This is a genomic window from Bacillus sp. URHA0034 (genome assembly GCF_056280405.1).
The window spans coordinates 2,796,037-2,809,784 of the sequence record NZ_JBWCDK010000002.1; the positions used below are offsets into that span (position 1 = coordinate 2,796,037).

The 13,748-nt window shown below is 44.2% G+C and carries 7 protein-coding genes and 3 rRNA genes; all 10 read right to left on the bottom strand.

What is annotated here, in order from left to right; translation table 11 throughout:
* Nucleotides 1-25 precede the first annotated feature (25 nt).
* Nucleotides 26-1,117, bottom strand: a complete 1,092-nt coding sequence (locus tag ACZ9EE_RS15500) for a PIN/TRAM domain-containing protein (protein ID WP_476028381.1) — start codon at nucleotides 1,115-1,117, stop codon at nucleotides 26-28.
* 204 nt (nucleotides 1,118-1,321) lie between these two features.
* Nucleotides 1,322-2,398, bottom strand: coding sequence for a DNA integrity scanning diadenylate cyclase DisA (gene disA, locus ACZ9EE_RS15505; protein ID WP_476028383.1), 1,077 nt, complete (start codon nucleotides 2,396-2,398; stop codon nucleotides 1,322-1,324).
* A 3-nt stretch (nucleotides 2,399-2,401) separates the two neighbouring features.
* Entirely contained in the window at nucleotides 2,402-3,784 is a 1,383-nt protein-coding gene (radA, locus tag ACZ9EE_RS15510; protein ID WP_476028385.1) for a DNA repair protein RadA, read from the bottom strand.
* Between the two features lie 157 nt (nucleotides 3,785-3,941).
* Nucleotides 3,942-6,383, bottom strand: coding sequence for an ATP-dependent protease ATP-binding subunit ClpC (gene clpC, locus ACZ9EE_RS15515; RefSeq protein WP_476032972.1), 2,442 nt, complete (start codon nucleotides 6,381-6,383; stop codon nucleotides 3,942-3,944).
* Nucleotides 6,384-6,396: 13 nt separating this feature from the next.
* Nucleotides 6,397-7,470: a protein arginine kinase gene (locus ACZ9EE_RS15520; RefSeq protein ID WP_476028387.1), complete on the bottom strand. Its 1,074-nt coding sequence runs from the start codon at nucleotides 7,468-7,470 to the stop codon at nucleotides 6,397-6,399.
* Nucleotide 7,471: 1 nt separating this feature from the next.
* A complete protein-coding gene (locus ACZ9EE_RS15525; RefSeq protein ID WP_476028389.1) occupies nucleotides 7,472-8,020 on the bottom strand; it encodes a UvrB/UvrC motif-containing protein in 549 nt (182 codons plus the stop codon).
* Nucleotides 8,021-8,047: 27 nt separating this feature from the next.
* A complete protein-coding gene (locus ACZ9EE_RS15530; protein WP_476028391.1) occupies nucleotides 8,048-8,509 on the bottom strand; it encodes a CtsR family transcriptional regulator in 462 nt (153 codons plus the stop codon).
* A 343-nt stretch (nucleotides 8,510-8,852) separates the two neighbouring features.
* A 5S ribosomal RNA gene (gene rrf, locus ACZ9EE_RS15535) occupies nucleotides 8,853-8,968 on the bottom strand.
* Nucleotides 8,969-9,051: 83 nt separating this feature from the next.
* A 23S ribosomal RNA gene (locus ACZ9EE_RS15540) occupies nucleotides 9,052-11,987 on the bottom strand.
* 205 nt (nucleotides 11,988-12,192) lie between these two features.
* Nucleotides 12,193-13,742 (bottom strand): 16S ribosomal RNA (locus ACZ9EE_RS15545).
* Together the 16S, 23S and 5S rRNA genes form the textbook arrangement of a ribosomal RNA operon.
* Nucleotides 13,743-13,748 lie beyond the last annotated feature (6 nt).

The window sequence follows — 13,748 nt, forward strand, 5'->3', positions numbered from 1 at the left end:
CCCAGAGGCGCTGCAGCTTTTCTCTCTATAGTGCTTTTTCTAATAACTTGGGTTTGGCAAATATCATCCGGCCGGCAGAGGTTTGAAGAACACTTGTTACCAGTACTTCAATTCTCTTACCGATATATTCTCTTCCTTCTTCGACAACGATCATCGTTCCGTCATCTAAATAAGCAACACCTTGATGGTATTCTTTTCCGTCTTTTATTACTTGAACCGTTAATTCCTCTCCTGGAAGAACAACCGGTTTGACTGCATTTGCTAAGTCATTAATATTTAATACAGAGACATTCTGTAATTCACATACTTTATTTAGGTTAAAGTCATTCGTGACAAGGATTCCATTTGTTAATTTTGCCAGTTTAACGAGTTTTGAGTCTACCTCGCTAATCTCATCAAAATCACCTTCATAGATTTCGACCTTAATGGATAATTCCTTTTGAATTCGATTTAATATATCTAAGCCTCTGCGGCCGCGATTTCGTTTTAATACATCAGAGGAATCTGCAATATGCTGTAATTCCTCAAGAACAAACTGCGGAATAACAATTGTCCCCTCTAAAAAGCCAGTCTGACAAATATCAGCAACCCGGCCATCAATAATGACACTCGTATCTAAGATTTTCAAAGCTTTGCCGGCTGCAGGATCCACTTCTTCTTCATCACCGGACTTCTTCTTGTTACCACGATTTCCAAATAGACCTAATAGCTCGTCACGCTTTTTAAAACCAACTTGAAAGCCCAGATAACCAAACAAAAGCGTTAAAAGGATGGGTGCAACCGCATTTAAAATTGGTACTTGTACGGCATTAAGAGCAAAACTAATTAAAAAGGCAACAAACAAACCAAAAATTAATCCAACACTGCCAAATAATACATCTGTAACAGGAATTTTAACTAAAGAATCTTCCGTCCATTTAATAAAATTAAAGACATAATCTACTGCCCAAAAGGTAATAAGGTAAAAAATAATAGCCCCTATAATAGCAGTAACATATGAGTTATTAATCAGTGGAATGTCATTGATATGAAGTAATTTAAACAATTCCGGCAGTAATAGTATTCCGAGCGTACCTCCAATAATGAGAAAGCATGCCTGCACAATTCTTTTTAACATTCCTTCACCTCCTCTAATTCATTATAAACATATTCTCAAAATTGAAACCTTGATTTTGTGATTATTTTTCCCAATTGTCATCTTCTTGTAATAAATCTGTTTTGTAAAAATCTTACTTCTCATAGGTTATCATTGGAAATTTTCTGTGTCAAACAAATTGGGGCTGCACATTTTAGCATACTAGATTTTCTTTTTCAATCATTTTTATAGATGTCTATCTGTATATAGCCGGTCTTTAATTAATTTAAAGCCCTCTTTAATTTTTTTTGCCCGCACTTCCCCGATTCCCTCCACATCATCAAGCTCTTCAACGGTTGCCGACATGATGTTTGCCAGCTCCCCAAAACTTGTGATTAAGTTCTCAATGATAATCGAAGGTAATCTCGGAATCTTATTCAAAATCCGATATCCACGCGGGAATTTATTTTCTTCGAGATGGACATAGCCTAAGTAGCCCATTAATTTCAACAACACCATATCTTCTATGGTGCCGCTATTTGCCAATGACTGCATCCGCTGAAGCACATCCCGGGCCTGGATATCCCGTTCGTTAGCATAATCTTTAATGATCAGCATAATTTCATCTTCGAGGTCTGTTAGAATCTCATTCATTTGGAGCCGAATCAGTCTGCCTTCTGTCCCCAGCTCATGTAAAAAGGTTAAGAGTTCATTTTTTATTTTCAAGACCATTTCAAAACGATGAAGTACCAGTAAAAAATCATTATATGTTACCGATTCTTCAAACTCTAAAACACTTAGATTAGTTATACTTTGTTCAAGAACAGCCTTATATTTTTCCAGCGTCTGAATCGCTTGATTGGCTTTTGTTAATATAACAGCAATATCCTTTAAGGAATAACGAAAATTCCCTTGATAAAGGGTAATCACATTTCTTCTTTGTGATATGGCAATCACCAGTGCTTTCGTTTGTTTGGCAACTCTTTCTGCTGTTCGATGCCGCATTCCTGTTTCCGTTGAAGGAATCTCAGAGTTAGGTGCGAGCTGGGCGTTGGCAAATAAAATTTTATTACCTAACTCGTTTAGAATAATCGCACCATCCATTTTGGCAAGTTCATATAAAAAGCTTGGTGAAAAGGAGCAATTAATTGAAAATCCACCATCTACAATGCTTTTTACCTTTTCGTTATACCCAATCACAATCAGTCCGCCTGTATTGGCTCTTAGAACATTATCAATTCCCTCTCGAAGAGGCGTACCGGGGGCTATAAACTGTAAAACATCTATTACGGTAGTTGCCTCTCCAAGTTTCTTATTTTCCATCTGCTACCCTCCTAACGCTGCTTGCAGTGCCTCGCTGACGGAAGAAACACCTATAAGCTTAATCCCCTTAGGGCCTGTCCAGCCACTTAAATTATTAGCCGGTAAAATAATGCGCTCAAAGCCTAATTTGGCTGCCTCCTGAACGCGCTGCTCAATTCTTGACACCCTTCTTACCTCTCCGGTCAAACCAACTTCACCGATAATACAGTCGGTAGGTCTTGTCGGCCGATCCCTAAAGCTGGAAGCAATACTAACGGCAATCGCTAAATCAATTGCCGGTTCATCCAGCTTGACTCCTCCAGCAACCTTTAAATAGGCATCCTGGTTGGCCAGAAGCATACCCACACGCTTTTCTAAGACTGCCATTAAAAGCGGTACCCGATTATGATCGATTCCTGTTGCCATTCTCCGGGGATTTCCAAAACTTGTGGGTGAGATTAGCGCCTGGATCTCAACGAGAACCGGACGAGTTCCCTCCATTGAAGCAACAACCGTCGAACCTGCTGCCCCCCGAGATCGCTCTTCCAAGAAGATTTCCGATGGATTTTCTACTTCTTCCAGTCCAAATTCCTTCATTTCAAAGATGCCCATTTCGTTTGTGGAGCCAAAACGATTTTTGACTGCTCTTAGGATTCGGTAAGTATGATGTCTTTCCCCTTCAAAATAAAGCACGGTATCGACCATATGTTCTAATAGCCTTGGCCCGGCAATCGAACCTTCCTTTGTCACATGCCCGACAATAAAAATAGCAACCCCTTTGGTTTTGCCAATCCTCATCAATTCAGATGTACATTCGCGAACTTGAGAAACACTTCCAGGTGCTGAAGTTACTTCTGGATGGAAAATCGTTTGGATAGAGTCAATAATGACAAAGCTAGGATTCTCACTATCAATCGTCCGGTTTATTTCCTCAAGGTTTGTTTCTGAATAGACTAACAGGTTTTCTGACGAAATCCCCAGCCGTTCAGCACGAAGCTTTGTCTGTCTTAATGATTCTTCACCAGATATGTAAAGAACAGAATTCCCTTTATTCGCAAGCTGTGAGGATACCTGAAGCAGAAGTGTAGATTTCCCTATTCCAGGATCACCGCCAATTAGAACTAACGAACCTTTTACGACACCACCACCCAATACGCGGTTAAGCTCGTGTAAATCGGTTAAGATTCTCGGTTCGTTCTCCATTTCAATGGCATTGATCTTCATTGGTTTGGTTAATAGATTAGAACCAGTTTGTGAATGAGCAAATGCCCCTCTTCGTTGTGCCCCTGTTACTTCCACTTCCTCAACCATCTTATTCCATTGTCCACAGCCTGGGCATTTCCCCATCCATTTAGGGGATTCATATCCGCATTCTTGGCAAATGAACTTTGTTTTCCTTTTTACCATGACCTTCAACCTTTCCTAACCACATAGAGATTTATCCCTGCCTCTAATACCAGTATTTATTAATAAATAAAAAAGAGGCACACGGGTTGACTTTATTCACGTGTACCTCTTGCAATGTGTTGTTAAACACTCTGGAAACTATTCGTAAGTCTTTAACTTATTTTGCTAAACTTGTTTGTTCTGCCATTCTAACAACGAACTCACCGTTGACTACATCTATTATAGCATGCTGGCCTGTTAATAATGTCCCTTTTAATAATTCTTCAGAAAGACGATCTTCAATATGCTTTTGAATAGCACGGCGAAGTGGTCTCGCTCCATACTCTGGATCGTAGCCTTCCTGAGAGATTTTCTCTTTTGCTGCAGGTGTTAATTCTAATGAGATATTTTGCTCTTTTAGTCGTTTTACCAGCTGGTCAGATAATAGGGTAACAATTTCTTCAAGATGCTTTTTCTCTAACGCATGGAATACAATAATTTCATCGATACGATTCAAGAACTCCGGACGGAAAGCCTTTTTAAGCTCTTCCATTACCTTACCTTTCATATCTTTGTAATCCTGTTCTCCGTCTTGAATATTGAAGCCCACAAACTTATTTCGCTTTAATGCCTCCGCACCCACGTTAGATGTCATAATAAGGACAGTGTTTCGGAAATCAACTGTTCTTCCTTTTGAATCGGTTAAACGCCCATCTTCAAGAACTTGAAGCAGGATATTAAAGACATCTGGATGTGCTTTCTCGATTTCATCCAACAAGATGACAGAATACGGTTTTCTGCGAACCTTTTCGGTTAATTGTCCACCTTCTTCATAACCGACATATCCAGGAGGGGAACCAACAAGGCGGGATGTAGAATGTTTCTCCATATACTCTGACATATCGATTCGAATCATCGAGTCCTCATCACCAAACATGGCTTCTGCAAGGGCGCGTGCCAATTCTGTTTTCCCTACCCCTGTAGGGCCAAGGAACACAAATGAACCAATTGGACGTTTTGGATCCTTTAATCCCGCTCTGGCACGGCGGACTGCCTTAGAAACAGCTATAACGGCTTCCTCTTGCCCAATTACACGGGAGTGTAACGCTTCTTCTAAATTAAGTAACTTCGCTGTTTCAGTTTCTGCAAGCTTAGAAACTGGTACACCCGTCCAGCTTGAAACGACACTGGCAATATCTTCAACGGTCACTTCATTATTTTCTTTTCCTTGTTTTTCTTTCCAAGTTTTCTTCGTTTCTTCCAACTGTTCACGGAGACGCTGCTCTGTATCTCTTAAAGAAGCCGCTTTTTCAAATTCTTGACTTTGAACAGCAGAATCTTTTTCTTTTCTAACATCCTCCAGTTTAACCTCTAACTCTTTTAGATTTGGAGGTGTAGTATAAGACCGAAGTCTTACCTTTGAACCTGCTTCATCAATTAAGTCAATGGCTTTGTCAGGCAGGAAACGGTCAGAGATATAACGGTCTGACAGCTTAACGGCTGCCTCGATTGCCTCATCAGTAATTGATACCCGGTGATGGGCTTCATATCGGTCACGTAAGCCTGCTAGAATTTGAATCGATTCCTCCATTGTTGGTTCATCCACTCGAATTGGCTGGAAGCGTCGTTCAAGAGCAGCATCTTTTTCAATATATTTGCGATATTCATCCAATGTAGTTGCACCGATACATTGTAGTTCTCCACGGGCAAGGGATGGCTTTAGGATATTAGATGCATCAATTGCCCCTTCTGCGCCGCCCGCACCGATTAAGGTGTGCAACTCATCGATAAACAGAATGATGTTTCCTGCTTGACGGATTTCATCCATTACTTTTTTCAAACGGTCTTCAAATTCACCACGATATTTCGTTCCTGCAACAACTGTTCCCATATCCAGTGTCATGACACGCTTATCACGCAGGATTTCAGGTACTTCATTGTTGACAATTTGCTGGGCAAGCCCTTCAGCAATAGCTGTCTTACCAACACCAGGCTCCCCAATTAATACAGGGTTATTTTTCGTTCTACGGCTTAATACTTCGATAACACGCTGAATTTCTTTACTACGGCCAATGACAGGGTCGAGACTGCCTTCTCGTGCAATCGCCGTTAAATCCCTTGCAAGACTGTCAAGTGTAGGTGTATTTGCACTCACGGATGCCCCCCCCTGGTGAGAACCTGATTCATTACTGCCTAATAACTGGAGTACTTGCTGACGTGCTTTATTTAGGCTGACACCAAGATTATTTAATACCCTTGCAGCTACCCCTTCTCCTTCTCGAATTAAGCCAAGAAGGATATGCTCGGTACCAACATAGGAGTGTCCTAATTTTCGGGCTTCATCCATTGATAGTTCAATAACCTTTTTAGCTCGCGGAGTATAGTGAATAGTTTGAGATGTTTCCTGTCCTTTACCGATTAAATTTTCCACTTCTTTTTGGATTTTTTCAGAACCCAGACCAAGGCCATATAGTGCCTTTGCTGCAATCCCTTCTCCTTCGCGTACAAGTCCTAATAAAACATGCTCAGTTCCAATGTTATTATGACCAAGACGAATCGCTTCCTCTTGTGCCAGTGCCAGTACCTTTTGTGCTCTCTCAGTAAAACGTCCAAACATCATATCCTCTTCCTCCTCACCTATTTTCATTCTCCATGTTTATACGGTCCCTAATTAATGCTGCTCTTCGAATATCTCTTTCATGCGGCCGTAATGGACCACCCGCATATTGTTGAAGAAAACCCGGCTGGGTTAAAATCATTAATTCATTTAAAATGGTCTTCGGCATATTTTTTATATACCCCATATCTATACCAAGCCGAACATCCGATAAGCAGCGGGCTGCTTCTTTCGATTCAATAATCCGGCTATTAGATAACACCCCTAATGAGCGGAACACCCTGTCTTCTAATTGTATGTTAGAAGTTTTGCGTAATGCTTCACGAGCAGACCTTTCTTGTGAAATTAACTGACTCGCTACTCCTTTTAAATCACGGCTAATATCTTCCTCTGATTTTCCCAGTGTTATCTGATTAGAGATTTGAAAGATATTCCCCAATGCTTCACTGCCCTCTCCGTAAATCCCTCTTACCACAAGGCCTAACTGGTGGATAGCAGGAATGATCCGATTAATTTGCTGTGTTAAAATTAACCCGGGCAGATGCATCATGACAGATGCTCTGAGACCTGTTCCTACATTGGTGGGACAACTAGTTAAATAGCCATATTTTTCATCAAAGGCATAATGGATTTGTTCTTCAAGCCAATCATCTATTTCATTCGCCGCATGTAACGCTTCTGCTAATTGCAGACCAGGAAATAAACACTGAATACGAATATGGTCCTCTTCATTTATCATAATACTAACTTCTTCATTTTCTGTTAATAGAACAGCACCATATGGAGATTCCTCCGCCAACAGTGGACTAATTAAATGCTTTTCTACTAAAACCCGCTTATGAAGAGGCTGCATTTCATCCATTTTCAATAATTCCATTGTACCGAAGCTCTCAACAGTAGATTTTTTAAGAATATCCTCCATGGTATCTATAATCACTTTTGCCTCGTCGTGTGAAAAAACAGTTGGGAAATTATAAGATTCAAAATTTCGCGCAAGACGAATCCGGGAGCTAAGGACAATATCAGAATCTGGGCCTTCTTCGCTCATCCAAGAGCTGACGGCTTGATTAAAAAATCTTTCAACTGACACTTTATTCCCCTCCCTCTTCATTTCCAGCTATTTGTTTTTCTAATGTACGGACTTGATCGCGAATTTCAGCTGCTTTCTCAAATTCTTCTTTGGTGATGGCCTCTCTTAAGTCCAGTTTCAACTCTTCAATCTGTTTGCGAAGTTGAAACTCACCGCCGATTCTTTTCGGGATTTTACCATTATGGGTCCAGTTTCCACTATGAAGGCGTCTTAAAACAGGCTTTAACTGATCTTTAAATGTATCATAGCATTGAGCACAGCCAAAACGGCCAACTTTTAAAAACTGGGGAAATGTCATCGAACAATGCTGACATTGAAGGATTTCCTCTTGTTGAAATGGACTTTCACTCGGCTTTTGGAAAGATGGATCAATATTTAATAAACCTGCCAAAAGGTTGTTAAACGCAAATCCCGATTCCCCATTCATGATAAACATTTCGCCTTTCTCCTGAGCACACTTCTCACATAGATGGACTTCTGTTTTTTCTCCATTAATAATTTTGGTAAAATGAAGAGCTGCAGGCCTTTGATTGCATTCCTGACAAATCATATATTTTCACCTCTTTAGGCTGCATAATTATTTATATTTTAAGGAAGTTAACATTGCTTTTAACATTCTCGCTCTTAATTCATCGCGGAATGGAAGATCAATATATAGTACAGAACGATCAATGACACTTAGCATAATTTTTGCTTCTCGTTTTGTAATGACCTCCTCATGAACAAGTCTTATGATTACGTCTTCGGCGGTCGTTTGACTTATACGATTGTTGACAAGGGACAGCAAATGATCAATTAAATGGGCTAAGTCGTGGGATTGGACCTTCATTATCCGAATAAATCCGCCGCCGCCCCGTTTACTCTCAACAATATATCCTCTTTCAATCGTAAAACGGGTATTAATAACATAGTTTATTTGTGAAGGAACACATTGAAATTTATCGGCAATTTCACTTCTTTTAATCTCAACAAGATCTTCTTCACTCATTTCTAAAACCTGCTTTAGATATTTTTCAATAATATCGGAAATGTTTCTCATCTTCCCACCTCCCATCTTCTGACTTTGACTATATTTGACTTTAATTATACTGAAAATTTTATGGAGATGCAACGATTCACTATTACTGATTTTCTCCAAATTTCACGGTTGTGAAACCTAAAAAGCCCAGAAAATAAGTGTCTATAAAATTCGACTTTTTTCGTAAATATTAACTTTCTATAAAGCTGTTATCATTTTTATAGTAATATTAGGGAAGGATATGTGAAAATCATGGGGATCATCTGTAGTTCCTTATTGGGGTTTTAGGAACAGAAGTGTGGAATAAGGGATATTAAAAATAATCAAACAAAAAAAGACAACCCTTCACGGATTGTCTTTTTTTGCCTGGCAACGTCCTACTCTCACAGGGACAAAGTCCCAACTACCATCGGCGCTGAGAAGCTTAACTTCCGTGTTCGGTATGGGAACGGGTGTGACCTTCTCGCCTTGATTACCAGACTTATGAAATTAGAGAGATCGTTCTCTCAAAACTAGATAGTATAGAAGAAATTCGTAAAAACGAGTTATTCGCTTTAAAAAATATGGTTAAGTCCTCGATCGATTAGTATCAGTCAGCTCCACATGTCGCCACGCTTCCACCTCTGACCTATCAACCTGATCATCTTTCAGGGATCTTACTAGCTTGACGCTATGGGAAATCTCATCTTGAGGGGGGCTTCATGCTTAGATGCTTTCAGCACTTATCCCGTCCGCACATAGCTACCCAGCGATGCCTTTGGCAAGACAACTGGTACACCAGCGGTGCGTCCATCCCGGTCCTCTCGTACTAAGGACAGCTCCTCTCAAATTTCCTGCGCCCACGACGGATAGGGACCGAACTGTCTCACGACGTTCTGAACCCAGCTCGCGTACCGCTTTAATGGGCGAACAGCCCAACCCTTGGGACCGACTACAGCCCCAGGATGCGATGAGCCGACATCGAGGTGCCAAACCTCCCCGTCGATGTGGACTCTTGGGGGAGATAAGCCTGTTATCCCCGGGGTAGCTTTTATCCGTTGAGCGATGGCCCTTCCATGCGGAACCACCGGATCACTAAGCCCGACTTTCGTCCCTGCTCGACTTGTAGGTCTCGCAGTCAAGCTCCCTTGTGCCTTTACACTCTACGAATGATTTCCAACCATTCTGAGGGAACCTTTGGGCGCCTCCGTTACTCTTTAGGAGGCGACCGCCCCAGTCAAACTGCCCACCTGACACTGTCTCCCACCCCGATCAGGGGTGCGGGTTAGAATTTCAATACAGCCAGGGTAGTATCCCACCGACGCCTCCACCGAAGCTGGCGCTCCGGCTTCTCAGGCTCCTACCTATCCTGTACAAGCTGTACCAAAATTCAATATCAGGCTACAGTAAAGCTCCACGGGGTCTTTCCGTCCTGTCGCGGGTAACCTGCATCTTCACAGGTACTATAATTTCACCGAGTCTCTCGTTGAGACAGTGCCCAGATCGTTACGCCTTTCGTGCGGGTCGGAACTTACCCGACAAGGAATTTCGCTACCTTAGGACCGTTATAGTTACGGCCGCCGTTTACTGGGGCTTCGATTCAGAGCTTCGCGTGAGCTAACCCCTCCTCTTAACCTTCCAGCACCGGGCAGGCGTCAGCCCCTATACTTCGCCTTGCGGCTTCGCAGAGACCTGTGTTTTTGCTAAACAGTCGCCTGGGCCTATTCACTGCGGCTCTTCGAGGCTATAAACCCCAAAGAGCACCCCTTCTCCCGAAGTTACGGGGTCATTTTGCCGAGTTCCTTAACGAGAGTTCTCTCGCTCACCTTAGGATTCTCTCCTCGCCTACCTGTGTCGGTTTGCGGTACGGGCACCCAATATCATCGCTAGAGGCTTTTCTTGGCAGTGTGGAATCAGGAACTTCGGTACTATATTTCCCTCGCTGTCACAGCTCAGCCTTCGCGAGAAGCGGATTTTCCTGCTTCTCAGCCTAACTGCTTAGACGCACATATCCAACAGTGCGCTTGCCCTATCCTCCTGCGTCCCCCCATCACTCAAACGATAAAGAGGTGGTACAGGAATATCAACCTGTTGTCCATCGCCTACGCCTTTCGGCCTCGGCTTAGGTCCCGACTAACCCTGAGCGGACGAGCCTTCCTCAGGAAACCTTAGGCATTCGGTGGATGAGATTCTCACTCATCTTTCGCTACTCATACCGGCATTCTCACTTCTAAGCGCTCCACCAGTCCTTACGGTCTAGCTTCAACGCCCTTAGAACGCTCTCCTACCACTGACACCAACGGTGTCAATCCACAGCTTCGGTGATACGTTTAGCCCCGGTACATTTTCGGCGCAGAGTCACTCGACCAGTGAGCTATTACGCACTCTTTAAATGGTGGCTGCTTCTAAGCCAACATCCTGGTTGTCTAAGCAACTCCACATCCTTTTCCACTTAACGTATACTTTGGGACCTTAGCTGGTGGTCTGGGCTGTTTCCCTTTTGACTACGGATCTTATCACTCGCAGTCTGACTCCCACGGATAAGTCTTTGGCATTCGGAGTTTGTCTGAATTCGGTAACCCGATGAGGGCCCCTAGTCCAAACAGTGCTCTACCTCCAAGACTCTAACTACGTGAGGCTAGCCCTAAAGCTATTTCGGAGAGAACCAGCTATCTCCAAGTTCGATTGGAATTTCTCCGCTACCCACACCTCATCCCCGCACTTTTCAACGTGCGTGGGTTCGGGCCTCCATCCAGTGTTACCTGGACTTCACCCTGGACATGGGTAGATCACCTGGTTTCGGGTCTACGACCACATACTCATACGCCCTATTCAGACTCGCTTTCGCTGCGGCTCCGTCTCTTCAACTTAACCTTGCATGTAATCGTAACTCGCCGGTTCATTCTACAAAAGGCACGCTATCACCCATTAACGGGCTCTAACTACTTGTAGGCACACGGTTTCAGGAACTATTTCACTCCCCTTCCGGGGTGCTTTTCACCTTTCCCTCACGGTACTGGTTCACTATCGGTCACTAGGGAGTATTTAGCCTTGGGAGATGGTCCTCCCTGCTTCCGACCGGATTTCGCGTGTCCGGCCGTACTCAGGATCCACTCAGGAGGGAACGAAGTTTCAACTACAGGGCTTTTACCTTCTATGACGGGCCTTTCCAGACCGCTTCATCTACCCCGTTCCTTTGTAACTCCATGTTGAGTGTCCTACAACCCCAAGAGGCAAGCCTCTTGGTTTGGGCTAATCCCGTTTCGCTCGCCGCTACTTAGGGAATCGCGTTTGCTTTCTCTTCCTCCGGGTACTTAGATGTTTCAGTTCCCCGGGTCTGCCATCAATACCCTATGTATTCAGGTAAAGATACTGCTCCATTACGAGCAGTGGGTTTCCCCATTCGGAAATCTCCGGATCAAAGCTTACTTACAGCTCCCCGAAGCATATCGGTGTTAGTCCCGTCCTTCATCGGCTCCTAGTGCCAAGGCATTCACCGTGCGCCCTTTCTAACTTAACCTAAAAGGTTTTACTCTATTTAATAGAGAGAAAAACTAAAATGGCGATTTTACTCGGTTTTTACTTGGTTTCTTCTATACGATTATCTAGTTTTCAAAGAACGATTAAAAAAAGCTTTGAGAGAATTGCACTCTCAAAACTAAACAAACAGAAAACCATCAAACAAACGTTTTTGTCTGGCTCATATGTCCAGCTTATATCCTTAGAAAGGAGGTGATCCAGCCGCACCTTCCGATACGGCTACCTTGTTACGACTTCACCCCAATCATCTGTCCCACCTTAGGCGGCTGGCTCCTTGCGGTTACCCCACCGACTTCGGGTGTTACAAACTCTCGTGGTGTGACGGGCGGTGTGTACAAGGCCCGGGAACGTATTCACCGCGGCATGCTGATCCGCGATTACTAGCGATTCCGGCTTCATGTAGGCGAGTTGCAGCCTACAATCCGAACTGAGAATGGTTTTATGGGATTGGCTAGGCCTCGCGGCTTTGCTGCCCTTTGTACCATCCATTGTAGCACGTGTGTAGCCCAGGTCATAAGGGGCATGATGATTTGACGTCATCCCCACCTTCCTCCGGTTTGTCACCGGCAGTCACCTTAGAGTGCCCAACTGAATGCTGGCAACTAAGATCAAGGGTTGCGCTCGTTGCGGGACTTAACCCAACATCTCACGACACGAGCTGACGACAACCATGCACCACCTGTCACTCTGTCCCCCGAAGGGGAAATTCCTATCTCTAGGAGTGTCAGAGGATGTCAAGACCTGGTAAGGTTCTTCGCGTTGCTTCGAATTAAACCACATGCTCCACCGCTTGTGCGGGCCCCCGTCAATTCCTTTGAGTTTCAGCCTTGCGGCCGTACTCCCCAGGCGGAGTGCTTAATGCGTTAGCTGCAGCACTAAAGGGCGGAAACCCTCTAACACTTAGCACTCATCGTTTACGGCGTGGACTACCAGGGTATCTAATCCTGTTTGCTCCCCACGCTTTCGCGCCTCAGCGTCAGTTACAGACCAGAAAGCCGCCTTCGCCACTGGTGTTCCTCCACATCTCTACGCATTTCACCGCTACACGTGGAATTCCGCTTTCCTCTTCTGCACTCAAGTCCCCCAGTTTCCAATGACCCTCCACGGTTGAGCCGTGGGCTTTCACATCAGACTTAAAGGACCGCCTGCGCGCGCTTTACGCCCAATAATTCCGGACAACGCTTGCCACCTACGTATTACCGCGGCTGCTGGCACGTAGTTAGCCGTGGCTTTCTGGTTAGGTACCGTCAAGGTACCGGCAGTTACTCCGGTACTTGTTCTTCCCTAACAACAGAGCTTTACGACCCGAAGGCCTTCATCGCTCACGCGGCGTTGCTCCATCAGACTTTCGTCCATTGTGGAAGATTCCCTACTGCTGCCTCCCGTAGGAGTCTGGGCCGTGTCTCAGTCCCAGTGTGGCCGATCACCCTCTCAGGTCGGCTACGCATCGTCGCCTTGGTGAGCCGTTACCTCACCAACTAGCTAATGCGCCGCGGGCCCATCTGTAAGTGTCAGCCGAAACCGACTTTCAACTTTTCCTCATGAGAGGAAAAGGATTATCCGGTATTAGCACCGGTTTCCCGGTGTTATCCCAGTCTTACAGGCAGGTTGCCCACGTGTTACTCACCCGTCCGCCGCTAATCAACAGGAGCAAGCTCCTATTGATTCGCTCGACTTGCATGTATTAGGCACGCCGCCAGCGTTCGTCCTGAGCCAGGATCAAACTCTCCGAGAAAGTTGA

Excerpts from the sequence above, each read along its gene's own strand:
- clpC (WP_476032972.1), bottom strand. The coding sequence starts at position 6,383 with ATGATGTTTGGACGTTTTACTGAGAGAGCACAAAAGGTACTGGCACTG.
- radA (WP_476028385.1), bottom strand. The coding sequence starts at position 3,784 with ATGGTAAAAAGGAAAACAAAGTTCATTTGCCAAGAATGCGGATATGAA.
- disA (WP_476028383.1), bottom strand. The coding sequence starts at position 2,398 with ATGGAAAATAAGAAACTTGGAGAGGCAACTACCGTAATAGATGTTTTA.
- ACZ9EE_RS15525 (WP_476028389.1), bottom strand. The coding sequence starts at position 8,020 with ATGATTTGTCAGGAATGCAATCAAAGGCCTGCAGCTCTTCATTTTACC.
- ACZ9EE_RS15530 (WP_476028391.1), bottom strand. The coding sequence starts at position 8,509 with ATGAGAAACATTTCCGATATTATTGAAAAATATCTAAAGCAGGTTTTA.
- ACZ9EE_RS15500 (WP_476028381.1), bottom strand. The coding sequence starts at position 1,117 with ATGTTAAAAAGAATTGTGCAGGCATGCTTTCTCATTATTGGAGGTACG.